At 70.4% G+C, this 23639-nt stretch carries 20 protein-coding genes and 1 pseudogene; 12 read left to right on the plus strand and 9 right to left on the minus strand.

Annotated elements, in window-relative coordinates; translation table 11 throughout:
• Positions 1–25 precede the first annotated feature (25 nt).
• The 5 genes from ACGFZQ_RS37860 (at position 26) to ACGFZQ_RS37880 (ending at position 4425) form a co-directional block, all read left to right on the plus strand.
• Positions 26–301 carry a hypothetical protein gene (locus tag ACGFZQ_RS37860; protein ID WP_393844202.1) on the plus strand — a complete coding sequence of 92 codons (276 nt, stop codon included), beginning with the start codon at positions 26–28 and terminating at the stop codon, positions 299–301.
• A 162-nt stretch (positions 302–463) separates the two neighbouring features.
• Positions 464–1531, plus strand: a complete 1068-nt coding sequence (locus ACGFZQ_RS37865) for a glucose-1-phosphate thymidylyltransferase (protein ID WP_382537034.1) — start codon at positions 464–466, stop codon at positions 1529–1531.
• Positions 1528–2526: a dTDP-glucose 4,6-dehydratase gene (gene rfbB / locus ACGFZQ_RS37870; protein ID WP_393844203.1), complete on the plus strand. Its 999-nt coding sequence runs from the start codon at positions 1528–1530 to the stop codon at positions 2524–2526. The genes ACGFZQ_RS37865 and rfbB overlap by 4 nt, the downstream gene beginning before the upstream one ends.
• On the plus strand, positions 2526–3407 hold the full coding sequence (gene rfbD, locus ACGFZQ_RS37875) for a dTDP-4-dehydrorhamnose reductase (RefSeq protein WP_351744862.1): 882 nt from the start codon (positions 2526–2528) through the stop codon (positions 3405–3407). Before rfbB ends, rfbD begins: the two co-directional genes overlap by 1 nt.
• A gap of 280 nt (positions 3408–3687) precedes the next feature.
• Positions 3688–4425, plus strand: coding sequence for a hypothetical protein (locus ACGFZQ_RS37880; protein ID WP_393844204.1), 738 nt, complete (start codon positions 3688–3690; stop codon positions 4423–4425).
• Between the two features lie 51 nt (positions 4426–4476).
• Here the strand turns inward: ACGFZQ_RS37880 and rfbC are convergent, their stop codons facing one another.
• The 5 genes from rfbC to ACGFZQ_RS37905 form a co-directional block, all read right to left on the minus strand.
• Positions 4477–5070 carry a dTDP-4-dehydrorhamnose 3,5-epimerase gene (gene rfbC / locus ACGFZQ_RS37885; RefSeq protein ID WP_393844205.1) on the minus strand — a complete coding sequence of 198 codons (594 nt, stop codon included), beginning with the start codon at positions 5068–5070 and terminating at the stop codon, positions 4477–4479.
• Between the two features lie 5 nt (positions 5071–5075).
• Entirely contained in the window at positions 5076–7103 is a 2028-nt protein-coding gene (locus ACGFZQ_RS37890; protein WP_393844206.1) for a glycosyltransferase family 2 protein, read from the minus strand.
• Between the two features lie 161 nt (positions 7104–7264).
• Positions 7265–7849 (minus strand): hydrolase, encoded by a 585-nt coding sequence (locus ACGFZQ_RS37895; protein WP_382537020.1) that lies wholly within the window; start codon positions 7847–7849, stop codon positions 7265–7267.
• A gap of 8 nt (positions 7850–7857) precedes the next feature.
• A complete protein-coding gene (locus tag ACGFZQ_RS37900) occupies positions 7858–9270 on the minus strand; it encodes an MFS transporter (protein ID WP_393844207.1) in 1413 nt (470 codons plus the stop codon).
• Positions 9267–9704: a MarR family transcriptional regulator gene (locus ACGFZQ_RS37905; RefSeq protein WP_351744879.1), complete on the minus strand. Its 438-nt coding sequence runs from the start codon at positions 9702–9704 to the stop codon at positions 9267–9269. Before ACGFZQ_RS37905 ends, ACGFZQ_RS37900 begins: the two co-directional genes overlap by 4 nt.
• A 90-nt stretch (positions 9705–9794) precedes the next feature.
• On the opposite strand from ACGFZQ_RS37905, the gene ACGFZQ_RS37910 reads away from it, so the two are divergent.
• Complete coding sequence (locus tag ACGFZQ_RS37910; RefSeq protein ID WP_393844208.1) at positions 9795–10307, plus strand: metallophosphoesterase family protein; 513 nt, start codon at positions 9795–9797, stop codon at positions 10305–10307.
• 30 nt (positions 10308–10337) lie between these two features.
• On the opposite strand, the gene ACGFZQ_RS37915 is transcribed toward ACGFZQ_RS37910, so the two are convergent.
• Positions 10338–11789 carry a hypothetical protein gene (locus ACGFZQ_RS37915; protein ID WP_393844209.1) on the minus strand — a complete coding sequence of 484 codons (1452 nt, stop codon included), beginning with the start codon at positions 11787–11789 and terminating at the stop codon, positions 10338–10340.
• A gap of 281 nt (positions 11790–12070) precedes the next feature.
• On the opposite strand from ACGFZQ_RS37915, the gene ACGFZQ_RS37920 reads away from it, so the two are divergent.
• The 4 genes from ACGFZQ_RS37920 (at position 12071) to ACGFZQ_RS37935 (ending at position 19100) form a co-directional block, all read left to right on the plus strand.
• Positions 12071–14158, plus strand: coding sequence for a GTP-binding protein (locus tag ACGFZQ_RS37920; protein ID WP_393844210.1), 2088 nt, complete (start codon positions 12071–12073; stop codon positions 14156–14158).
• Positions 14159–14241: 83 nt separating this feature from the next.
• Positions 14242–16092 carry a cellulase family glycosylhydrolase gene (locus ACGFZQ_RS37925; protein ID WP_393844211.1) on the plus strand — a complete coding sequence of 617 codons (1851 nt, stop codon included), beginning with the start codon at positions 14242–14244 and terminating at the stop codon, positions 16090–16092.
• Between the two features lie 161 nt (positions 16093–16253).
• Positions 16254–16919, plus strand: coding sequence for a TetR/AcrR family transcriptional regulator (locus tag ACGFZQ_RS37930; protein ID WP_393844212.1), 666 nt, complete (start codon positions 16254–16256; stop codon positions 16917–16919).
• 201 nt (positions 16920–17120) lie between these two features.
• A complete protein-coding gene (locus tag ACGFZQ_RS37935) occupies positions 17121–19100 on the plus strand; it encodes a ricin-type beta-trefoil lectin domain protein (protein ID WP_393844213.1) in 1980 nt (659 codons plus the stop codon).
• A gap of 97 nt (positions 19101–19197) precedes the next feature.
• Here ACGFZQ_RS37935 and ACGFZQ_RS37940 read toward each other — a convergent pair whose 3' ends face one another.
• On the minus strand, positions 19198–19533 hold the full coding sequence (locus ACGFZQ_RS37940; protein ID WP_393844214.1) for a hypothetical protein: 336 nt from the start codon (positions 19531–19533) through the stop codon (positions 19198–19200).
• Positions 19530–21125 (minus strand): cytochrome c oxidase subunit I, encoded by a 1596-nt coding sequence (gene ctaD / locus ACGFZQ_RS37945; protein WP_393844215.1) that lies wholly within the window; start codon positions 21123–21125, stop codon positions 19530–19532. The genes ACGFZQ_RS37940 and ctaD overlap by 4 nt, the downstream gene beginning before the upstream one ends.
• 105 nt (positions 21126–21230) lie before the next feature.
• Here ctaD and ACGFZQ_RS37950 point away from each other — a divergent pair, with 105 nt between their 5' ends.
• Together ACGFZQ_RS37950 and ACGFZQ_RS37955 are read left to right on the plus strand one after the other, a co-directional pair.
• Positions 21231–21773 (plus strand): RNA polymerase sigma factor, encoded by a 543-nt coding sequence (locus tag ACGFZQ_RS37950; RefSeq protein ID WP_393844216.1) that lies wholly within the window; start codon positions 21231–21233, stop codon positions 21771–21773.
• Entirely contained in the window at positions 21766–22743 is a 978-nt protein-coding gene (locus tag ACGFZQ_RS37955) for a CU044_5270 family protein (protein WP_393844217.1), read from the plus strand. The genes ACGFZQ_RS37950 and ACGFZQ_RS37955 overlap by 8 nt, the downstream gene beginning before the upstream one ends.
• On the opposite strand, the pseudogene ACGFZQ_RS37960 reads toward ACGFZQ_RS37955, so the two are convergent.
• A pseudogene (locus ACGFZQ_RS37960) lies at positions 22744–23627 on the minus strand (bifunctional 5,10-methylenetetrahydrofolate dehydrogenase/5,10-methenyltetrahydrofolate cyclohydrolase).
• Between the last annotated feature and the right edge of the window lie 12 nt (positions 23628–23639).

Raw genomic sequence — 23639 nt, forward strand, 5'->3', positions numbered from 1 at the left:
ACCGACCGTCCTTAATGTCCTTGATGTGGCACACACCTTCGAAGAACTCGTGGCGAAGCACCGCGCGGCCGACGCGGCCCACGACAAGGTCCTGGAACTGCGGGACACCTATGGACCGCCGGCCCTGCAACAGCCGGGCGGCGCCCAGTCCGAGACCTACGAGACCGCCCTGCGCGCCTGGCGCGACCTCGCCCGCGACGAACTGACCGCGTTGAGCGAGTACGCCCGCGACGAGGGCCGGGTGCGGTCCGAGGTCGAGGCGGAGGTGGAACGCGCGGCCGCCTGGCCGGAGGGCTCCTGAGCCGCGCCGGAACGTGCGCCGAAATCATCGTACAAAACGGACGAGATGCCACTTCGGGGCGCCTCGTGGCCACATGGCATCAGCACCAAGGCCATACTGTCGTAACCCAGCAGGAAAACAGAAGAACGTCTCAACCAGATGTTCACCTATAAGGTGTAGTGAATGAAGGCTTTGGTGCTCTCCGGCGGTGCCGGTACACGGCTGCGGCCGATCACCCATACATCGGCGAAACAGCTCGTGCCGGTGGCGAACAAACCCGTGCTGTTCTACGGGCTCGAATCCCTTGCCGCCGCCGGTGTCACCCAGGTCGGGATGATCGTCGGCGACACCGCCGCCGAGATCGAGGAAGCGGTCGGCGACGGGTCGAAGTTCGGCCTCGACGTCACCTACATCCCCCAGGAACGCCCGCTGGGCCTCGCCCACGCCGTGCTGATCGCGCGGGACTTCCTCGGCGACGACGACTTCGTCATGTACCTCGGCGACAACTTCATCGTCGGCGGCATCAGCGGACTGGTCGGCGAGTTCCGCGACACCCGTCCCGACGCCCAGATCCTCCTCACCCACGTGCCCAACCCGCGGGCTTTCGGTGTCGCCGAGCTGGACGCCGACGGCCAGGTGATCGGCCTGGAGGAGAAGCCGCAGGAACCGAAGAGCGACCTCGCCCTGGTCGGCGTCTACCTGTTCACGCCGGCCATCCACGACGCCGTGCGCGCCATCAAGCCGTCCTGGCGCGGCGAGCTGGAGATCACCCACGCCATCCAGCACCTCATCGACCAGCGCGCCGACGTGCGCTCCACGGTCATCAAGGGCTACTGGAAGGACACCGGCAACGTCGTCGACATGCTGGAGGTCAACCGGACCGTCCTGGAGGCGCAGGAGCCGCGCATCGACGGCGAGGTCGACGAGACCAGCCAGATCGTCGGCCGGGTGGTCGTCGAGGCGGGCGCCCGCGTCACCAACTCCCGGATCGTCGGCCCGGCCGTGATCGGCGCCGGGACCGTCGTCGGCGACTCCTACGTGGGCCCCTTCACGTCGATCGCCGAGAACTGCCGGATCACCGAGAGTGAGCTGGAGTTCTCCATAGTGCTGCGGGACTCCTCCATCGACGGGGTGGGCCGGATCGAGTCCTCGCTGATCGGCCGGCATGTCGAGGTGACTCCTGCCGCCGGTACCCCCAGCGCCCACCGCCTCGTTCTCGGAGACCACAGCAAGGTGCAGATCCGTTCATGAACCTCCTCGTCACCGGCGCCGCCGGCTTCATCGGCTCCACGTACGTCCGCGGCCTGCTCGCCGACAACGCCCCCGACGCGCCGCACATCACCGTGGTGGACAAGCTCACCTACGCGGGCACCCTCACCAACCTGCCCGAGTCGCATCCCCGCCTGACCTTCGTGCAGGGCGACATCTGCGACGCCGAGCTGGTCGACAGGCTCATGGCCGAGGCCGACCAGGTGGTGCACTTCGCGGCAGAGTCGCACGTCGACCGCTCCATCGACGGGGCGGGCGCGTTCGTCCGCACCAACGTCGTCGGCACCCAGACCCTCCTCGACGCGGCCCTGCGGCACGGCGTCGGCCCGTTCGTGCACGTCTCCACCGACGAGGTCTACGGCTCCATCGAGACCGGCTCCTGGCCCGAGAGCCACCCGCTCCAGCCGAACTCGCCGTACTCCGCCTCCAAGGCCTCCTCGGACTTGCTCGCGCTGGCCTTCCACCGCACCCACGGCCTGGACGTCCGCGTCACCCGCTGCTCCAACAACTACGGGCCGCACCAGTTCCCCGAGAAGGTCATCCCGCTCTTCGTGAGCAACCTCCTCGACGGCAAGAACGTGCCCCTGTACGGCGACGGCAGCAACGTCCGCGACTGGCTGCACGTCGAGGACCACTGCCAGGGCATCGACCTGGTCCGCACCGGCGGCCGGGCCGGCGAGGTCTACAACATCGGCGGCGGCACCGAGCTCAGCAACAAGGAGCTCACCGGCCTCCTCCTGGAAGCCTGCGGCGCGGGCTGGGACCGCGTCGACCGCGTCGCCGACCGCAAGGGCCACGACCAGCGCTACTCCGTCGACTGGAGCAAGATCCACGACGAGCTGGGCTACACCCCCAAGCACGACTTCACCTCCGGCCTGGCCGCCACCGTCGCCTGGTACCGCGACAACCGGGACTGGTGGGAGCCGCTGAAGGAACGCGCCGCTCTGGAGTCCCGCAAGGAGCAGGAGAAGCACTGATGAAGTGGCTCGTCGCCGGCGCGGGCGGGATGCTCGGCCACGACATGGTCGAGGAACTCACCCGCCGGGGCGCGGAGGTGGTGGCCCTGGGCCGCGCCGACCTCGACGTCACCAGCGCCGACTCGGTGGCGTCGGCACTCGCCGGGCACCGGCCCGACCTGGTGGTGAACTGCGCCGCGTACACGGCCGTCGACGACGCCGAGACCGACGAGGAGCGGGCCCTGCTGATCAACGGCGAGGGCCCGCGCCTGCTGGCCCGCGCCGCCGCCCGGCACGGCGCCCGCCTCGTCCATGTCTCCACGGACTACGTCTTCGACGGCGACGCCCGCACCAGCCCGTACCCGGAGGACCACCCCACCGCCCCGCGCACCGCCTACGGGCGCACCAAGCTCGCGGGCGAGCGGGCCGTCCTGACGGAACTCCCGGGCGCGAGCGCGGTGGTCCGCACGGCCTGGCTGTACGGCACGCACGGAAAGAACTTCGTGCGCACGATGATCGAGCTGGAGTCCCGCCGGGACACCCTCGACGTCGTCGACGACCAGCGCGGCCAGCCCACCTGGAGCGCGGACCTGGCCGCCCGGATCGCCGACCTCGGCCCCCGCCTCGGGCGGGACGCCCACGCGCACGGCGTCTTCCACGGCACCAACTCCGGCACGGCCACCTGGTGCGAGCTGGCCCGTGAGGTGTTCCGCCTCCTCGACGCCGACCCGGAACGGGTGCGCCCCACCACCAGTGCGGCGTTCGTCCGCCCGGCACCCCGCCCCGCGTACAGCGCCCTCGGGCACGACCGGTGGGCCGAGGTCGCTCTGGAACCGCCGCGGGACTGGCGTGAGGCCCTGGCGGAGGGGCTGCCGCACATCCGCAAGGAGATGTCCGCATAAGGCACTTCGCACCTACCCGCCTACCTGCCGCAGGGCGGCCGACGGTTCACCGAGCCTGTCGGCCGCCCTGCGGTGTATGGAAATTCCGGAGCCCGCCGGGCCTTTTTCACAGGCCGTCGCGTTAGCCCCTTGTGGATGGCCCCGGTTCACTACGATGATGCTTTGAATGTCTTGTGGGTCGGGTAGGGAAAGGATTTGTCCCGCGATGTCGATGCGAGCGACCGTAAAGTCCGTACTGGGTGAGAAGAATGTGCGGGTCCTGCGACGACTGAAGCGGCGCTTGTCCGCCCAGCCGGCCAAACCGGCCAAGCCGACAGGGCTGGACGCGATCTCCGGGGATCTCAACAAACTCGCCCAGCACTTCAAGACGGACAAGTGGGGAATACACCGCTACACCCAGCACTACCAGCGCCATCTCGGGCACCTGAAGAACGAGTCGTTCAACCTGCTGGAAATCGGCATCGGCGGGTACAACAGGCCAGGTCAGGGCGGTGCGTCCCTGCGCATGTGGAAGCAGTTCTTCCCGAAGGCGCGGATTTTCGGAATGGACATCCAGGACAAGTCATTTGTCGACGAGGACCGCATCACGACGTTCATCGGAGACCAGTCCGATCCGTCGTCCCTGAACGCCGTCGTCGACAAGATCGGTGAGCTGGACGTCATCATCGACGACGGCAGTCACCGTAGTCCGCATGTGCTCACGACGTTCGCCACGCTCTTCCCCCGGCTCAAGGACGGTGGCATCTACATCGTCGAGGACACGCAGTCGTCGTACTGGCCCGAATGGCAGGGCAGCGAGGATCTCGACGCCGCGCACACCAGTATGGGGATGCTGAAGCGGCTGGTGGACGGGCTGAATTACGAAGAATTCGTGACCGAGAACTATCAGCCGACGTACACGGACCTCAATGTCGTCGGCGTGCACTTCTACCACAACCTGGTGATCATCGAAAAGGGCAGGAATGCCGAGGGCAGCAACAAGCGCAGCGCGCTGAAGCAGCGCTACGCCAAGTCCTGACACCGCCCACCCGAGGGGGGCCGAGCCACGGCTCGGCCCCCCTCGGCGTGTTCAGGCCCGCAACCGCTCGTAGTACGCCAGGCAGTCCGCGTACGCCGGCAGCAGCCCGGACGCCTCCGCCTCCGCCAGGGACGGCGCCTCGGCGTCCTTCTCCGACAGCACCGGCTCGATGCCCTCCGGCCACTCGATGCCCAGCCCGGGGTCGAGCGGGTCGATGCCGTGCTCGCGGCCCGGCGCGTACCCGGCCGAGCACAGGTACACCACGGTGGCGTCGTCGGTCAGCGCCATGAACGCGTGCCCGAGGCCCTCCGAGAGGAACACCGCGTGCCGGTTCTCCTCGTCCAGCCGTACGGCCTCCCAGCGGCCGAACGTGGGGGAGCCGACCCGGATGTCCACGACGACGTCCAGCACGGCCCCGCGTACGCACTTGACGTACTTGGACTGGCTCGGCGGCACGTCGGCGAAGTGGATGCCGCGCAGCACGCCCCGCCGGGAGACCGAGCAGTTGGCCTGGGCGAGGTCGAGGTCGTAGCCGAGGGCCTCACGGAACTCCCCGGCCCTGAACCACTCGTGGAAGCTGCCACGGTCGTCGGGGAAGACCTTCGGCTCCTGGACCCAGGCGCCTTCGATGTCCAGCGGTCGCACGGTTCTTACTTGCCTTCCTGTCGTGCGGGCTTGCCCCTGCCCAGGACCCTGACCAGTGCGCGGCGCACCGGCAGCGGGAGCTTGCGGGCGAGACGGCGGGCCGCGCTCGGCCTGGGCTTCGGCTTGGCGGCGGGCTTGGGCGCGGCCGCCCCGGGCTTCTTCGAGGCCGGCTTGGCCACCTTCAGGCCCTCGGGGGAGTTGCGGACGACGAGCGGCAGCGTGAAGAAGCGCGGCTCGGGCGCGTCCGCGACCAGGCACAGCGCGAGCCGCCAGCGGCCCTCCTGGAGCGACCGCACCGGCAGCGGGGCGTCCAGCACCGCGCCGCCGCCCTCGGCGGGCGACAGCGTGGCCGGCACCTCCAGCACCTCGGTGGCGGGCTTCGGGCCGGTCAGCCGGACCGACCCCTTGACGTCACCGGCGACATGGAACGGCAGCACGGCGCGCAGCCGGTCGCCCGCGACGGTGAAGTCCTGGGGCTCGAACGCGCCGAAGCCCAGCCGCTTGCTCGCCATGTCGACGTCGAGCGCGAAGTTGTCCTTGACCGTCCAGTACGGCAGCACCCGGCGACCGCCGACCACGCCCGGGAACGGCATCGCGGGGAACGGCTCCCTGGACACCGGGAACAGCCGGTACTCCCGGGTCCAGCCGCCGATGGTCAGCCGGACGAACGCGTCCCACAGCCCGGCCGGCAGCGGGGTGCCGCTGGCGGCGGTGGCCGGGTCCACGGTGGCCGTGGCCCTGACCACGAGCCGGACACGGCCGGGCTCGCCCTCTACGGGCAGCGTCTCGCGGGTGATCTCGACCGGCTGGAAGAACTGCGCGTGGGTCTCGCGCTCCCGCATCATCAGGTCGACGTTGGCCTTCGCGAAGCGGGCGGCGGTGCCACGTTCCAGCCGCGCGACGGCGTCGGCGACGGTCTCCGGCGGCCCGTCGAGCGGGACGACGGCGGTGTCGGCCGGGTAGGTCTTGGGCGCGCCGTCCGCGCTGTACTCGGCAGTGAAGTCGACCTTCAGCGCGCCGCCGTCCCAGGTGATGCTCTCCAGGGCCGTCGAGGGGCCGATGGACGCCTCCCACTCGGCGAGCGCGAGCACGTCGTCGTAGCGGCCGGCGCCGGCCAGCTCGGTGACCACCCGGTGGGCCGGCTCAAGGAGGGCGAACACGGAGGGGCCCATGCGTTCGGCGATCACCTTGTGGATCTCGTCGAAAAGCTCCCTGCGGTAGTCGTCAGGCAGCTTCAGGAACCGCTTGCCGCGCAGCCGCTCGCCCATCTCGCTGCGCAGCCAGCGGCGGAACATGAGGTCGCGCCTGTGGCCGGGCTCGGTGTAGCGCTCGACGACGTCGAGGGCCTCACGGAGGTTGGCGAAGTAGCCGACCGGGTCGAAGCGCTGGAAGCCGGCGTTGGAGGCGTCGTCGCGCTTGAGGTGGTAGTAGCAGACGTAGTCGCCGAGCACGGAGATGTTCGACGCGCGCAGGTACGCCTCGGCGACGAAGACGTGGTCCTCCAGCCGCCTGCGGCCCTCGGGGAAGCGCAGCCCGATGCGGTCCAGGAAGGACCGGCGCAGCATCTTGTGCGGGGTCAGGCTGTCCATCAGCGGGGCGTTCTCGACGGTGGCCCGCGGGTGGTTGTGGCGGAACAGCTCCACCGGCACCGGGCGGCCCTTGCCGGCCATCTTGCCGATGATCAGGTCGGCCTCGTTCTCGACGCCGTAGTCGTACATCCGCTCCAGGGCTTCGTCGCCGAGGAAGTCGTCGTTGTCGACGAACATCACGAACTCGCCCTTGGAGGCCTCGATGCCGACGTTGCGCGGCTTGCCGGACCAGCCGGAGGGCTCCTGGTGGATGACGTGGACGTGCGGGTGCTCGGCGGCGAGCGCGTCGAGCCGGGCCGGGGTCCCGTCGCTGGAGCCGTCGTTCACGAAGATCACTTCGTACTCGTCGCGCGGCAGCGACTGCCGCAGCACCGAGGCGATGCAGTCCTCGATATAGGGCCCCGGATTGTAGACAGGGACGACAACACTGACCTTGACCGGCATCCGGCTTCCTAGCCCCCTGGGATAAGCCGCCCATTTGTCTGGACGGCATCTACATGTGGGCGAATGCTAACCCGGCCCTGTCCGCGGGCGGATCCCGCCTCCGGGTAAGACCGGGTTGTGAAGCGTCATCCGTGCGTCAAAAGACCTGCTCAGCAGCGGTCTCAGCCATGGGTCTTGGCGAGCAGCTCCAGAACCTCGGCCGTGCTGCCGGACTCGCCGAGCCGCGGGAAGACCCGCTCCACGCTGCCGCGGTGCGCCTCCGGGTCGGCGTCGGCCATGGCGTCCGTGGCGAGCGTCACGTGGTAGCCGTGGGCATAGGCGTCGCGGGCGGTGGACTCCACGCCGATGCTGGTGGCGATGCCGGTCAGGACGATCTGGGTGACGCCCCGGCGGCGCAGCTGGACGTCCAGGGCGGTGCCGTGGAAGGCGCTCCAGTTGTGCTTGGTGATGTGGATGTCGCCGTCGTGGCCGGAGAGCTCGTCGACGACGATGTCCCAGCCCTCCGGGAAGGCGAGACCGCGCGGCTGGCGCTCGGTGCGGCCCGGGACGGCGTCGGCGCCGTCGGCGGCGAAGGACACCCGGACCAGGACCACGGGCAGGTTCTGGGCGCGGAAGGCGTCGGCCAGCTCGACGCTGCGGGCCACGACCTCGGCTCCGGAGTACGGCTGGGTGGGCATCCCCACGATGCCCTGCTGGAGGTCGATGACGACAAGGGCGGTACGCGGGTCGAGGGTGCTCAGAGACATGGGGTGGATCAGGCCTTTCGGGGGGCTTGACGGGGTTGCGGGGTGAGCCGGGCCAGGGAACGGTCCGGCAGGGTGATCGCCAGCAGCAGTGCGGAGCCGGCGAGCATGAACAGGGCCAGGCCGTGCAGCCCGCCCGTGTCGGCGCGGTGCGGGAAGAACGTCGCGGTGGCGGCGGAGGCACCCAGCGCGCCGAGGTACATGAAGGTGCGCAGCAGCCCGGCGGCGGAGCCGATCCGCTCCGGGCCGGCCTGCCGGTAGAGCGCGTTCTGCGCGGCGAGGCCGAGCAGGCCCTGCGGTATGCCCAGCAGCACTCCGGTGGCGAGCAGCACCCAGACCGGGCTGTGGGCGTCGAACAGCAGCAGCGCGGCGCAGCCCGCGATCTGCAGCACGGAGCCGGTCAGCAGCTTGGCGCGGATCGCCTCGCGGCGGCCGGTGAGCGAGGCGACGACCAGCGCGGCGCCCGACAGCGGCAGCAGCACGAGCCCCGCGGTGGAGGCGCTGAGCCCGCGGCCCTCCTCCAGCCACTGCGTGTAGCCGTACAGGAAGGCGTAGGAGGTGACGTTGGCGAGGAACTGCCGTACGTAGGTGGCGATGAGCGGGCCGTTGCCGCCGAGGACGCGCAGGTCGACGAACGGGTCCGGGACGCGCAGTTCCCGGCCCGCGAAGGCGGCGGCCGCGAGGAGGGTCAGGGCCGGCAGGTACCAGCGGTCCAGCCGCGGGTCCATCAGGAAGAGCATGAGGGAGACCAGCAGGAAGGCGAAGAGGGCCATGCCGGGAAGGTCCATGCGCTGGTGCCGCTCGGCGGGTTCGGCCTTCGGCAGCCACAGCACGCCCAGGACCAGACAGGCCGCCGAGAGCGGCACGTTCACGGTGAACACCAGGTGCCAGCCGCCGGCGCCGATCAGCAGCCCGCCCAGCGTCGGGCCGATCACGGCCACGGTCTGCGCGGACACGGCGAGCGCGGTGAGCACCCCGGCCGGGCTGTCCTGCCCGGTGCGTTCGGCCTCGCTCCGGGTCAGCCGCATCGCCGCCGGGAACGCCGCCGACGTGCCGAACCCGAGCAGCACCCGGGAGGCGATCAGCACGCCCAGCGAGGGTGCCAGCGCGCCCATCAGGCCGGCGACGCCCACCAGGGCCGTGGCGGCGAGGTAGAGCCGGCGCGGCCCGTACATGTCCACCAGCCGCCCGATCACCGGCTGGCCCACGGCCGTCGCCAGGTAGAGCGCGGAGACCAGCCACACCGTCTCGGCGGGCGGGGCCCCGAAGGTGATGCCGATCGGCACCAGGGCCACGGCGATCATCGAGGAGTTGATCGGGTTCAGTACGGAACCCAGGATCATCGGCGCGATGAGCCGCCGGTCGAAGCCGTCGGGGGCGGGGCGGGTTTCCTGCGGGGTGCGTCCGGCGAGCCTCGGTATCACGGCCGCGAGAGCCGTTCCAGCAGTTCGAACGCGGTGAGCATGGTCTGGCGTTCCTCCTCGGTGTAGCGCTCCTGGAAGGCGCGGGCCAGCCACTCGTCGCGCACCTGCCGGTTGCCCTCGACACGGGCCTGCCCGGCCTCGGTCAGGGTGACCAGCTGGCGGCGGCCGTCGGTGGGGTCGGGGCTGCGGCGGATCAGTCCCTGCTGGTCGAGGGCGGCCAGTGTGGTCGCCATCGACTGCGGCCGCACCCCCTCGGCGGAGGCCAGGGCGCTGGCCGTGGCGGCGCCGTGCTTGGAGACCAGGGTGAGCGCCGATTCCTGGGACGGGGTGAGGTCCGCGTCCTGGGCGACCTCCCGGATGCGGCGGCGCAGTCTGCTGAACACCACGCGCAGGTTGCGCGCCGTGCGCGTCGCGGAGTCGGAGATCTGAGCCATGCGGGCCACCCTAGGACCGTCAGCAGAAACTGTCCAGCTGGAACTGTTAAGTTCAGGCTGAAGATCTCGTGCGGTCGTTAGGCTGGCCCCGTGCGTCTGCTCCTCACCTCCGACACGCACCTCCCGGTGCGCGCCAAGCGGCTCCCGGACCGGCTCCTTGCTGAACTCCCACGCGCGGACGTCGTCCTGCATGCCGGCGACTGGGTCGACGAGGCCACCCTCGACCTGCTGGAGAGCCACAGCCGCCGACTGATCGCGGTCTACGGCAACAACGACGGCCCCGGCCTGCGCGCCCGGCTCCCCGAGGTCGCCTACGCCGACCTGGGTGGCCTGCGCTTCGGCGTGATCCACGAGACCGGTCCCGCCCAGGGGCGCGAGGCCCGCTGTGCCGCCCGCTTCCCGGACCTGGACGTCCTGGTCTTCGGGCACAGCCACATCCCCTGGGACACCACGGCCCCGGCCGGCCTGCGCCTCCTCAACCCCGGCTCGCCCACCGACCGCCGCCGCCAGCCGCACTGCACGTACCTCACCGCGACCATCGCCGACGGCGCGCTGACGGAGGTGACACTCCACCGGCTGCCGCAGCGCCGGCCGGCGCCGTGAAAGGGCGCGCGGAGGATCTCCCGGGATCCGTCAGGGTGCGATCCCCACCCCGTCGGTCCTGCTCCACCGCTTCTCCTGCGCCGCCGTCATGGCCGGCCAGCGCAGTCCGCCCGGCCTCGGGCGGACCCGGGAGGCGTAGGAGGCGGGGTGGAAGTCCGGGTCGTAGAAGCAGCCTGTGGCGTAGACCCGGTCGAACGCGGCGCACGAGTCCGCGATCGTCCTGGGGGTCGGCTTCCGGCCCGTGCGCACCCAACCGTCCAGTGCCGCGATCGAGTTGGCGTACTCCGCGTCGCTCAGCGCACTGTGCTCGGACTCGTGGGTGAACGTCTGCACGAGGTGGCGGTCCCGGTGCGCGCCGCGCAGGGTGGCCAGGTAGGCCGCCTCGTGCTCCACGAACGCCGTCGGATCGTCGATCGCGTGCATCGTGAGCACCGGGATCGCCACCTTGCCGGTGAGATCGCTGTCGTAGGACAGGTCGCGGACCGCCGTCGGATCGGCGCCGAACCGCTCGACCCCGGCGTTGAGGGCCTTGTCGTCGTGCGACCCCGAGTACCGAACACCCTGGTTCGAGAACGGATTACGGCCGCCGAGCCGGTCGCGCACGATGTCCCGGAACGTGAAGACCGCGAACCGCAGATGCGACTCCAGGGTGCGCTCGGGAACGCCGGTGACGGCGAGGATGTCGTCGAGGTTGTGCTGCTGGAGGGCGGTGCGTTCCTGCGGGGCCGAGGCGTAGCCCGTGCACTCCTGGAGCCGGGCGCGCAGTCCGGCCGTCGTCAGCGTCGAGTCCGCGCGCAGCCCCTGCCACAGCGGGTACTGGGGTTCGGTCGGCCGGGGCATGTTGTGGCAGTAGTACTGGTAGACGACGCGGAGGTCGACGCGGTAGTCGTAACCCCGGGACCCGCCGCCGAGGACACCGCTGGTGAGCAGTGCCCCGTCGTACGGTCCGCCCCGCCTGCCGTACACCTCGACGACCTTGGCGGCGACGTCTCCGCCCCAGGACTGGCCGTGCACAAACGTCCGCCGCGGCTTCCCGAAGTTCCCGACGAACAGCCGGCGCACGTTCTCGGTGTCCTCGGCGGCCATGCGGGTGCCGTAGCCGCCCCTGCGGTAGGACGAACCCGCCCAGGCGTAGCCCTCCTTCACCATCACCGACCAGCGGGCCAGGTCGTCGACGCTGCGCGCCGGGTCCGAGCCGGTGCCGAGGTCGGGGCCGCCGTGGGCGTGCACGACCAGGGAGCCGTTCCAGTGCTCGGGGACGGCGATGGCGTAGTAGGCGCCGTGGGTGTCCTGGCCGGTGTAACAGGTGGCCTTGCCGTCGAGTTCCGCCGGGCACGAGACGGCGGCCGGCGGTGGCGTCTCCGCCTGTGCGGGAGGGGCGCCGGCGAAGGCGGCGGTGAGGGCCGCCGCCAGCGAGGCGAGCAGTCCGGTACGCCGGCGGCTCGCCCGGCGGATCCGTGCGGGGGTTCTCGACCTGTCCAAGGCGCGGCTCCCTGTCCTCGTCGGCGCTTCGTCGCGCCGTCCGCGGCGATGCTAGGGAGCGGGCCGGGACCGGAACCATGGCCCGGGCGTTGTGTTCATAGTGTTCGACGGACGGAACAGGTCTTTCGTTGAACGTTAATCCGTTGCCGTCGGGTGAGGCGCCCTGCTGCACTTCCCACTGACCTGATGCCCCGACAGCTCACCGAGAGGACCACCGATGCGCACTGCGTGCATGTCCACCCAGGAAGGAACCCCACCCATGCCGAAGGACATCACACTCAGTGCATCTGCTCAATCTCGGAATTCTCGCGCATGTCGACGCAGGTAAGACCAGTCTGACCGAACGGCTGCTGCATGCGGCCGGGGTCATCGACGAGATCGGCAGTGTCGACGACGGCAGCACCCGGACCGACACCCTCGCCCTGGAGCGGCAGCGCGGCATCACCATCAAGTCCGCGGTCGTGTCGTTCCCCCTCGACGGCGTGACCGTCAACCTCATCGACACCCCGGGCCACCCGGACTTCATCGCCGAGGTGGAACGGGTCCTCGGGGTGCTGGACGGCGCGGTCCTGGTCGTCTCGGCGGTGGAGGGCGTCCAGGCGCAGACCCGCGTGCTCATGCGGACACTGCGGCGGCTGCGCATCCCCACGCTGGTCTTCGTCAACAAGATCGACCGGCGCGGCGCCCGGCACGAGGCCGTACTCGCCCAGCTCGCCCGCAGGCTCGCCGTCCCGCTCGTCCCGATGGGGCGACCGGTCGCGCTCGGCACCCGCGCCGCCCGCTTCGAGCCCGGCCTCGACCCGGGTGCGGTGGATGTGCTCGCCGACCACGACGACGCGTTGCTCGCCGCGTACCTGGACGGCGAGGTCCCCGACGGCCGGCTGCGCGCCGCGCTCGCCGACCAGACCCGTCGGACCCTGGTCCACCCGGTCTACTTCGGCTCCGCCGTCACGGGCGCCGGGGTACCCGACCTGATCACGGGCGTCGAACGGCTGCTCCCCGCCGCGGACGGCGACCCGGCCGGACCGCTGTCGGCCACGGTCTTCAAGGTCGAACGCGGCCCGGCGGGCGAGAAGATCGCCTACGCGCGCATCTTCACCGGCGCCCTCCGGGTCCGCGACCGGATCCCCTTCGGGGACGGCGGCCGGGAGGCGCCGGAGGACGGGGCGGTCGGCCGGGGCGGCGGTGCCCGTGAGGAAGGCCGGGCCGTGGGCGTCCGCGAGGGGGGCCGGGCGGGCGGTGGCGGGGTCCAGGCCGGGCGGCCGGAGGGGCGGGTCACCGCGCTGAGTGTTGCCGAGCGGGGTGCGGAGCTACGGCAGGACAGTGCCGGTGCCGGGCGGATCGTCAAGGTGTGGGGGCTCGGAGGCATCCGTATCGGCGATGCGCTCGGCGCGCCGGGACGGGCTCCCGAGCACCACTTCGCGCCCCCGACCCTGGAGACCGTCGTCGTCCCCGGACCGGCCACCGACCGCCGCGCCCTGCATGTCGCGCTCACCCAGCTCGCCGAGCAGGACCCGCTGATCGACGTCCGGCACGACGAGGTACGGCAGGAGACCTCCGTCTCCCTCTACGGCGAGGTCCAGAAGGAGGTCGTCCAGGCGACTCTCGCCGACGAGTACGGTCTCGACGTCACCTTCCGGGAGACGACCACCATCTGCGTCGAACGCCTCACCGGCAGGGGAGCCGCCGTCGAGTTCAACAAGAAGGACGGCAACCCCTTCCTGGCGACGGTCGGCCTGCGGGTGGAGCCGGCCCCGCCCGGCACCGGCGTCGGCTTCCGGCTGGAGGTGGAGCTGGGCTCGATGCCGTACGCCTTCTTCAAGGCCGTCGAGGACACCGTGCGCGAGACCCTCGGGCAGGGGCTGCACGGCTGGCGGATCCCCGACTGCACGGTGACCATGACCCACTCCGGTTACTCGCCTCGGCAGAGCCATGCCCACCAGGGTTTCGACAAGAGCATGTCGAGCACGGGCTACGACTTCCGGGGGCTGACCCCGCTGGTGCTGACCGATGCGCTGCGGCGGGCCGGTACCCGGGTGCACGAGCCGATGCACCGGTTCCGGCTGGAGGCCCCGGCGGACACGCTGGGCGCGCTGCTGCCGGTGCTCACCCGGCTCGGCGCGCTGCCCCAGCAGACAGTGGCGCAGGGGCCGCTCTGCCTTCTGGAGGGTGCGGTGCCCGCCGGCCGGGTGCACCGGCTGGAGCAACTGCTGCCAGGGCTGACCCGGGGCGAGGGCGAGCTGGAGAGCGCGTTCGACCACTACGCGCCCGTCTCGCACGGAACGGTCCCCGAACGCGCACGGACCGATCACAATCCGCTCAGCCGGAAGGAGTACCTGTTGAACGTGACGGGCCGGGTCAGCGGCTGAGCCACAAGTGCCAGGCAGGTATTCAACTTACTCATGAGTCAGAAGTATTGACGGTGTCCGGAAATCACCAGACTGTAGTGGACATGACTACTATCCGGGCGCGTTTGATCGTTGTCCTGGTTGTCCTCTGTGGATTCCTCGCGGTGGCGGGCACCCCGTCCGCCACCGCAGCCACCCCGTCCGACTCCCTATGGTTCGACGGCACCTCGCTCACCGTGCAGAACGGCCGGTTCGTCGACGGCCAGGGCCGTGAGGTGGTGCTGCGCGGCTACAACGTCTCCGGCGAGACCAAGCTGGAGGAGAACAGCGGCCTGCCGTTCGCCTCCGTCACCGACGCGAAGAAGTCCGCCACCGCACTGCGTGCCCTCGGCGGCGGCAACGCCGTGCGCTTCCTGCTCTCCTGGGCGCACGCCGAACCCGCCAAGGGCCAGGTGGACACCGCCTACCTGGCCGCCGTCACCGCGCAGATGCAGGCGTTCCTCGACGCCGGCATCCGCGTCTTCCCCGACTTCCACCAGGACCTGTACTCCCGCTACCTGTTCAACTCGGGCAGCTGGTACACGGGCGACGGCGCTCCCGCGTGGGCGGTGGAGCTCGGGGACTACCCGACCGAGTACTGCGGCATCTGCCTCCTCTGGGGTCAGAACATCACCCAGAACGCGGCAGTGCAGGAGGGCCAGTACGACTTCTGGCACAACAACTACGGCCTCCAGGACGCCTTCCTGGCCACGGCTCAGACCACCATGACCTACCTGGCCCAGCACCTGACGTCCGACCAGTTCGCGGGCGTGGTGGGCTTCGACCCGTACAACGAGCCGTACGCCGGCTCCTATGACTCCGGTGAGACCTCCCGCACCTGGGAGCAGAACCGGCTGTGGCCCTTCTACCAGAAGTTCCGGGCACGGATGGACGCGGCCGGCTGGAGCAGCAAGCCCGCCCTCGTCGAGCCGAACCTCTTCTGGAACGGCAACGTCACCAAGGAGGAGGGCGGACTGCTCGACGCGGGCACCCTCGGCTCCCGCTATGTCTTCAACACCCACTTCTACGACCAGAAGGCCATCTCCGGCATCCTGATGTGGGGCAACGCCTCCGACGGCCAGTACAAGACCGACTTCGGCACCGTCCGCGACCGCGCCTCGGCCGCCGGAACCACGGCGATCGTCAGCGAGTTCGGGCATCCGCTGTCGGGTACGACCGCCGGCAAGGCGCCGACCGTCGACAAGGCCATGTACCAGGCCCTCGACTCCCGCCTCCCCGGGTCCACCTGGTGGTCCACCCCGGCGTCCTCCGGCCCGGTGCTCTCCGGCACCCAGTGGCAGTGGGACATCTACAACGGCCGCCACCACGAGCTGATGAACGACAACCCCGACAAGGTCCTCACCTCCGGTGACGCCTGGAACGACGAGGATCTCTCGGCCGTCGCCATGAACGACTCCGGCACGGTGACCCTCCGGCAGGACGCCAGGCTCCTCGACCGGATCTACCCGGGCGCCACCTCGGGCTCCACCCTCGCCTTCACCTACGAGGACCGCTCCCGGGACGGCTCCACGACCCTGACCTGGAACCCGGTGCCCAGCTCGCTGCCGAACGTGGCCGCGCTGGTGGGCTCCGGGCAGTACGCCGTCCAGGTCTGGCGCTCCGGCAGCGCCACCGCACCCACCGAACTCCACCTCCCCGCGTCCTTCCCGACCGCGTCCACCACGGTCGTGTCCGACCTGGGAACCGTCTACGCACCCCCGTCGTACACGTCCTCGACTCCGGTCGGTGTGGCGGCCGAACCGGGTGGCACGGGCAGCCGCCGACTGCTGCTCAGCGACTCGGACTCCGGCGTGCTGCACTTCGCGCTGGTGACGAACGGGGCGACCTCGCCCGGCTCCACCCTGCTGAACGCGGCCAGGTCCGAGCTGGCCGCCTGGGTGGCGGCGAAGTTCTGAGTCATGCCTCGGCCTCCGGTTGCGGTACCGGTCCGGAGGCCGAAGGTGCGACACAGGTGCGTTCACCGAGGACTTACTGGAAAGCAAGGAGGGGGCGGTTCGCCGAACAAGAGGCGTACACGACAAAATTGGTCATCGGGCGGATGACGGAGGGGGCAATCTTGCCGGGCAGGATCAAGGCACCGACGGGACGCTACGGCGGCCGGTCCGCCGAGGAACGCAAGGCCGAGCGGCGTCGGCGCTTCCTGGACGCGGCGCTCCGGCTCTTCGGCGACACACCGGGATATCGCGCCACGACCGTCGCCGCGCTCAGCCAGGCGGCCGGCCTGTCGACCCGGCAGTTCTACGAGGAGTTCCACACACTGGAGGACGTGCTCGCCGCGCTGCACCTGGAGGTCAACGGGTGGGCCGAGGAAGCGGTGCGGGACGCGTTCCCGGAGGCCAAGCCGCTGCCGCTGGTGGAGCGGGTGACGGTGCTCTTCCGGGCGTACGCCAGGGACGTCACCTCGGATCCGCGCCGTATCCGGATCGCCTTCGTCGAGATCATCGGCGTCAGCCCGCGGCTGGAGGAGCAGCGCCTCGCACGGCGGGCGCGGTGGGTGGAGCTGATATGCGGCGAGGCGAACGCGGCGGTGGCGCGCGGTGATGCGGCGCCGCGGGACTACCGGCTGGCGGCGACGGCCTTCATCGGCAGCGTGAACGGATTGCTGCACGACTGGAGTGCCGGGTGGGTGGACGCGACGCTGGACGACGTCGTGGAGGAACTCGTGCGGTTGTTGGTGGGGATGTTGCGCCCGGAGGACTGGACGTCGAGCGGCGCCCGGTAGCCGGGTGAGCCCGGGTACGCGCGCGGTCGGCATGGGGTGAACGGCCCGTGGAGCGTGGCGAGTTCACCCCTGTCACATCCGTTGACTTCACCCTCCGCCGGCTCTACGGTCGGCGCGACATGTTCGGAAGGCCGATCTCCGTTCGGAATTTCGAACATGACGGAGCCGTAGACCCTCGTGCACCCCCCGTGGAGGAGCCGCATGTATCCCCCGCCCAGACCGACCGACAGCGGTCTCGTACGCCACCTGTGGGCCACCGCCGTACGCGCCCTCGCCCTGGCCCTGACGGCCGCCGCCGCGCTCCTCTTCGCCACCGCCGGACCGGCCCAGGCGGCGACGACCCGGCAGATCTCCGTGCCCACCGCCCCGATGGGCTGGGCCTCCTGGAACAGCTTCGCCGCGAAGATCGACTACGACGTCATCAAGCAGCAGGTCGACGCGTTCGTCGCGGCCGGGCTGCCGGACGCCGGATACAAGTACATCAACATCGACGAGGGCTGGTGGCAGGGCACCCGGGACAGTGCCGGCAACATCACCGTCGACACCGGTGAGTGGCCCGGCGGGATGAGCGCCATCGCCGACTACATCCACAGCAAGGGCCTGAAGGCCGGTATCTACACCGACGCGGGCTACAACGGCTGCGGCTACTACTACCCGACCGGCCGCCCCGCCGCCGCGAACACCGGCAGCGAGGGCCACTACGACCAGGACATGCTCCAGTTCTCCGAGTGGGGCTTCGACTTCGTGAAGGTCGACTGGTGCGGCGGCGACGCCGAGGGCCTGGACGCGGCGACCGCCTACAAGTCGCTGAGCTCGGCGGTCACCAAGGCCACCGCCGCCACCGGCCGCCCGCTCACCCTGTCCATCTGCAACTGGGGCTACCAGAACCCGTGGAACTGGGCGCCGGGCCTCGCCCCCATGTGGCGGACCAGCACCGACATCTACTACTACGGCGGTACGGCGTCGCAGGCGAGCGTGCTGTCCAACTTCGACCAGACGCTGCACCCGGCCGCCCAGCACACCGGCTACTACAACGACCCCGACATGCTGACGGTCGGCATGACAGGCCTCACGGCGGCCCAGAACCGCACCCACATGGCCCTCTGGGCGATCTCCGGCGCCCCGCTGCTGGCCGGCAACGACCTCACCACGATGACCAGCGAGACGGCCGCCATCCTCAAGAACTCCGACGTCGTCGCCGTCGACCAGGACCCGCGCGGCCTGCAGGGCGTCAAGGTCGCCGAGGACACCACCGGCCTCCAGGTCTTCGGCAAGGTCCTCTCCGGCACCGGCAACCGCGCGGTCGTGCTGCTCAACCGCACCTCCGCCGCGCAGAACATCACCGTCCGCTGGTCCGACCTCGGCCTGACCGGTGCCTCCGCGACGGTCCGAGACCTGTGGACGCAGTCGAACGTCGGCTCGTACGCCACGAGTTACACTGCCAGCGTCCCGGCCGGCGGCTCGGTGATGCTGAAGGTGAGCGGCGGTACGGAGGCGTCGAGCACCGGCTACAGCGCGTCCTCCACCGGCAAGTACACCGGCGTCAGCGCCGCGAGCACCGGCCTGAACGTGGTCGACGTCGCGTACACCAACACCGGCTCCACCGCCGTCACCGGCACCCTCCAGGTCAACGGCCAGACCTCGACGACGGTCTCCTTCCCGCCGACCGGATCCTCGCAGGGGACCGTGTCGGTGCAGGTCGACCTCAGCAAGGGATCCGGCAACTCGCTGACCTTCACCGGGAGTTCGCTGCCGGCGCTCGGTTCCGTCGCGGTGAGTCCGGTGCCGGGCACCAACGGGACGCTGCTCGTCGGCAAGCAGTCCGGCCGGTGCGCCGACGTCTACAACAACACCATCACCAACGGCACCCAGGCGGAGCTCTGGGACTGCAGCGGCGGCCAGAACCAGGCCTGGACGTACACCTCCCGCAAGGAGCTGGTGGTGTACGGCAACAAGTGCCTGGACGCGTACAACCTGGGCACCACCAACGGTACCAAGGTCGTGATCTGGGACTGCAACGGGCAGAACAACCAGAAGTGGAACGTCAACTCGGACGGGACGATCACGAACGTCAACGCCGGGTTGTGCCTGGACGCGTACGGCGCGGCGACCAGTAACGGGACGTCGCTGATGCTGTGGGCCTGCAATGGCGGGACCAACCAGCAGTGGAGCCAGAGTTGACGCGGTAGTTGTTCGGGCGCGGGTGGGCTGTGGCTGGTCGCGCACACGCGGCGGTAGCCGCATATCAGACACAGCCCCGCGCCCCTTTCAGGGGCGCTCATGCCAACGGTGTCAGCAGTGCTGTTGCCGTCAGGAAGGCGCAGAGCAACAGGAACCCTGCCAGAAGACGTCGCCGAAGCATTCGGTACCGGGACTCGTACGCCAGGCTCAGTTCCTCGGCGCGCTTCGCCGTAAGGCGCCAGGAGGTGCGCGCCAGCGCCAAGTACTCGACTTCGAACCGGCCCTCCAGATCCTCCCGTTGGCTGTCCGTCAGCCACCCCATTCGGTCCGCCACCCGGGCCGCCGCCCTCCGGGCCTCCTCGCGGGTCGCCGCCAGCAGCAGGTGACCCTCGATCTGCGTGACCAGTGCCCGTTCCCCCTCCCGTGCCGTCATCGCGTGCTCAACTCCCGTTCCACGGTGTGGTGCAGGTCGAACGCCGGTGACTCGCTCCGTATCTGGGGGAGCGACACGAAGTTGTGGCGCGGGGGCGGGCACGATGTCGCCCACTCCAGGGAACGCCCGTACCCCCACGGGTCGTCCACCTCGACCTTCTCGCCGTACTTCGCGGTCTTCCACACGTTGTAGAAGAACGGGAGCAGCGACGATCCCAGCAGGAACGAGAAGATCGTCGAGACCGTGTTGAGCGTGGTGAGGCCCTCCACCGCCAGGTAGTCGGGGATCCGGCGCTGCATGCCACCCGCGCCCAGCCAGTGCTGGACCAGGAACGTGCCGTGGAAGCCGACGAACAGCGTCCAGAAGGTGATCTTGCCGAGCCGTTCGTCGAGCATCTTGCCGGTGAACTTGGGCCACCAGAAGTGGAAGCCGGCGAACATCGCGAAGACGACCGTACCGAAGACCACGTAGTGGAAGTGGGCCACCACGAAGTACGAGTCGGAGACGCTGAAGTCGATCGGGGGCGACGCGAGCATCACGCCGGTCAGACCGCCGAAGACGAACGTCACCAGGAAGCCCAGGGTCCACAGCATGGGCGTCTCGAAGGACAGCGAGCCCTGCCACATCGTGCCGATCCAGTTGAAGAACTTCACTCCCGTCGGGACCGCGATCAGGAAGGTCATGAAGGAGAAGAAGGGGAGGAGCACGCCTCCCGTGACGTACATGTGGTGCGCCCACACGGTCACCGACAGGCCGGCGATCGCGATGGTCGCGGCCACCAGACCCATGTACCCGAACATCGGCTTGCGGGCGAAGACCGGGATGACCTCGCTGATGATGCCGAAGAACGGCAGGGCGATGATGTACACCTCTGGATGGCCGAAGAACCAGAAGAGGTGCTGCCAGAGCAGCGCTCCGCCGTTGGCCGCGTCGAAGACGTGGGCGCCGAACTTGCGGTCCGCCTCCAGTGCGAACAGTGCGGCGGCGAGGACGGGGAAGGCGAGCAGGACCAGGACGGCGGTCAGCAGGACGTTCCAGACGAAGATCGGCATCCGGAACATGGTCATGCCCGGGGCACGCATGCAGATGATCGTGGTGATGAAGTTGACCGCGCCGAGGATGGTGCCGAAGCCGGAGAAGGCCAGACCCATGATCCACATGTCGGCGCCGACGCCCGGCGTGCGCACCGCGTCCGAGAGCGGGGCGTAGGCGAACCAGCCGAAGTCGGCCGCGCCCTGCGGGGTGAGGAAGCCGCCCACCGCGATGGTCGAGCCGAGCAGATAGAGCCAGTAGGCCAGCATGTTCAGGCGCGGGAAGGCGACATCGGGTGCGCCGATCTGGAGCGGCATGATCCAGTTCGCGAAGCCCGCGAACAACGGGGTCGCGAACATCAGCAGCATGATCGTTCCGTGCATCGTGAACGCCTGGTTGAACTGCTCGTTCGACATGATCTGCAGGCCCGGCCGGGCCAGTTCGGCTCGCATGAACAGGGCCATCACGCCACCGACGCAGAAGAACGAGAACGCTGTGACCAGGTACAGCGTGCCGATCGTCTTGTGATCCGTGGTCGTGAGCCACTTGAGGTTCCTCATACCCCGCCTGTGTCCGGGCTGAGCGAGGCGGTCACACTCGACGGATGCGACGAGCGTCACGGAAAGGGGTGTGACGATCGGGAAGGTGCCGGACAAGAACCGAACATGAGCAACGACGAGATCTTCGCCGCTGCCTATCGCGAGCACTACTGGGCGGTCAGCCGTTATGTCGCGCGGCGACTGGACGGGCGGACCAGCGAGGTGGAGGAAGTGGTGGCGGAGGTGTTCACGGTGGCCTGGCGCCGCCGCGCCGACCTGCCGGCGGTCCCGCTGCCCTGGCTGTACGGCGTGGCGCGCAACTGCCTCGCCAACGCGGTACGCGGATACGGGCGCCGGCGCCGGCTGGTGGACCGGCTGGGCAACGACGAGACCGCGCACGGACGGGGGACCGTGGCAGGCCCGGACACCGACCGGCCCGGCTCCTGGGTGCACGAGGCGCTGGGCCGGCTCTCCCCGGCCGACCAGGAGGTGCTGCGGCTGACCGCGTGGGAGGAACTCGGCGTCGACGAGGTCGCGGTCGCCCTGGGCTGCGGCAGCCGGGCGGCGGCGATGCGGCTGCACCGCGCCCGGCGCCGGCTCAGAGCCGAGATCGACCGACTGCGACCCCCTGCCGCCGAGGCTCTCCCCGAGGAACACCGCCATGGCTGACGATCTCGACCTGCTGCGCGCCGCCGACCCCGTGCCCGCCGACGCCCCCCACTTCGGCGACGGCCCCCTGGACCACACCGCCGAACGGCACCTCGCCCGGTTGCTGCACGGCGCCCCTCACCCCAGGCGCCGGACCCGGCCGCGACTGGTGTGGTCGCTCGCCGCGGCCCTCGTCGCCGTGGCCACCGTCCTGACCGTGCTGCTCGGCGGTCCCGCCGGCACTCCGGCGGTCGCCGCACCCCGGCCGCTGGCCGTCCGCGTCCACTCCACCCCGGTGCCCCTCGCCGAGGTCGCGAAACTGGCCGCCGTGGCGGCCCAGGACGGCTCCCCGGCGCTGCTTCAGGGCACCCATGTGCAGTCCTGGAGCCTCGGCATGAGCGACGGCAGGCCGCCGGTCACGCTGCCCGAGGAGCGGGTGGTGCGCTGGGCCGCGGACGGCAGCCACACCGAGGTGGTCGTGGCGACCGACCCGGCCCACCCCGGCCGCCCGGTCCTGACCGACGACGGTGACCGGTCGCGGCTGGTCGAGGACGGCCATGTGCTCAGCCGGCGCACCTTCCCCCCGATGTGGGGGGACGCCCCGCCGCTCGCCACACCCCCGCACGACCCGGTGAAACTGCGCACCTACCTGACCGAGCTGATCTACAGCCACACCCTCACCACGTCGGAACTCCTGGACGCCACCGGCGAGTTGCTCGACAACTGGACGCTCGGCGCGCGGGAGTCGGCGGCCCTGGCCGATCTCCTCGCCGACGCCGAGGGGCTGCGCCCGGCCGGCCAGGTCACCGACCGGCTCGGCCGCACCGGGCAGGCGTACGTCCACGACGACGCCTCGGGCGCCCGGCGAATGCTGATCCTGGACCCGGCCACCGGTGCCGTACTCGGCCTGGAGACCACGTTCACCCGGGACGACCCCGAGTACGGGGTGCGGGCCGGTGACGTCATGGACTACAGCGCCTGGATGCGCTGATCACACCGCGAGCTGCCGGGCCGCCGCGGTCACCGTCTGCTCCAGCAGCACGGCGATGGTCATCGGGCCGACCCCGCCCGGCACCGGCGTGATCAGCGAGGCCCGTTCGATCGCGGTGTCGAAGTCGACGTCACCGACGTTCCCCTCGTTGTAGCCCGCGTCGAGCACGACCGCCCCCGGCTTGATGTCCTGGCCCCGGATCAGCCGGGGGCGGCCGACGGCGGCGACCACGATGTCGGCCTCGCGCACGGCCGCCGAGAGGTCGGCGGTGCGGGAGTGGCAGTAGGTGACGGTGGCGTCACGGGCGAGCAGCAGCATGCCGGCCGGCTTGCCCAGGATCGCGCTGCGGCCGACGACCACCGCCCTCCCCCACGCTCGGCTTCGCTCGCGCGGGGGGACCCCCATCCGGCCGGATCCACGTCGTACGCGTCGAGCAGGCGCAGGATGCCGCCGGGCGTGCAGGAGACGAAGCCCGGCAGGCCGAAGCTCATCGTCGCGAACGACGCGAAGGTCACGCCGTCCACGTCCTTCTCCGGCGCGATCGCCTCGAACGCGGCCCGCTCGTCGATGTGTTCGCCGACCGGGTGCTGGAGCAGGATGCCGTGCACCGTCGGGTCGGCGGACAACGCCCGCAGGGTGCCGACGAGTTCCTCGGTGGTCGTGGTGGCGGGCAGCGCCACGTGCCGGGCGGCGATACCCGCCTTGCGGCTGCGGTTCTGCTTCATCCGGACGTAGGTGACGGAGGCCGGGTCCTCGCCGACCAGCACCGTCGCCAGGCACGGCGTGGTGCCGGTGCGTGCGGTGAACTCGGCGGCCCGCTGTGCGGTCTGCTCGACGATCCGGCGGGCGACGGCGGTTCCGTCCATGAGACGGGCAGGGGTCATGCGGCACGCTCC

The organism is Streptomyces sp. NPDC048254, from assembly GCF_043201895.1.
In the GTDB taxonomy this organism is placed as follows: domain Bacteria; phylum Actinomycetota; class Actinomycetes; order Streptomycetales; family Streptomycetaceae; genus Streptomyces.

What these genes read in the sequence shown, in the direction of transcription:
- ACGFZQ_RS37865 (WP_382537034.1), top strand. Translation starts at nt 464, where the DNA reads ATGAAGGCTTTGGTGCTCTCCGGCGGTGCCGGTACACGGCTGCGGCCG.
- rfbB (WP_393844203.1), top strand. Translation starts at nt 1,528, where the DNA reads ATGAACCTCCTCGTCACCGGCGCCGCCGGCTTCATCGGCTCCACGTAC.
- rfbD (WP_351744862.1), top strand. Translation starts at nt 2,526, where the DNA reads ATGAAGTGGCTCGTCGCCGGCGCGGGCGGGATGCTCGGCCACGACATG.
- ACGFZQ_RS37890 (WP_393844206.1), bottom strand. Translation starts at nt 7,103, where the DNA reads ATGCCGGTCAAGGTCAGTGTTGTCGTCCCTGTCTACAATCCGGGGCCC.
- ACGFZQ_RS37895 (WP_382537020.1), bottom strand. Translation starts at nt 7,849, where the DNA reads ATGTCTCTGAGCACCCTCGACCCGCGTACCGCCCTTGTCGTCATCGAC.
- ACGFZQ_RS37905 (WP_351744879.1), bottom strand. Translation starts at nt 9,704, where the DNA reads ATGGCTCAGATCTCCGACTCCGCGACGCGCACGGCGCGCAACCTGCGC.
- ACGFZQ_RS37925 (WP_393844211.1), top strand. Translation starts at nt 14,242, where the DNA reads ATGACTACTATCCGGGCGCGTTTGATCGTTGTCCTGGTTGTCCTCTGT.
- ACGFZQ_RS37935 (WP_393844213.1), top strand. Translation starts at nt 17,121, where the DNA reads ATGTATCCCCCGCCCAGACCGACCGACAGCGGTCTCGTACGCCACCTG.
- ACGFZQ_RS37940 (WP_393844214.1), bottom strand. Translation starts at nt 19,533, where the DNA reads ATGACGGCACGGGAGGGGGAACGGGCACTGGTCACGCAGATCGAGGGT.
- ctaD (WP_393844215.1), bottom strand. Translation starts at nt 21,125, where the DNA reads ATGAGGAACCTCAAGTGGCTCACGACCACGGATCACAAGACGATCGGC.
- ACGFZQ_RS37950 (WP_393844216.1), top strand. Translation starts at nt 21,231, where the DNA reads ATGAGCAACGACGAGATCTTCGCCGCTGCCTATCGCGAGCACTACTGG.
- ACGFZQ_RS37955 (WP_393844217.1), top strand. Translation starts at nt 21,766, where the DNA reads ATGGCTGACGATCTCGACCTGCTGCGCGCCGCCGACCCCGTGCCCGCC.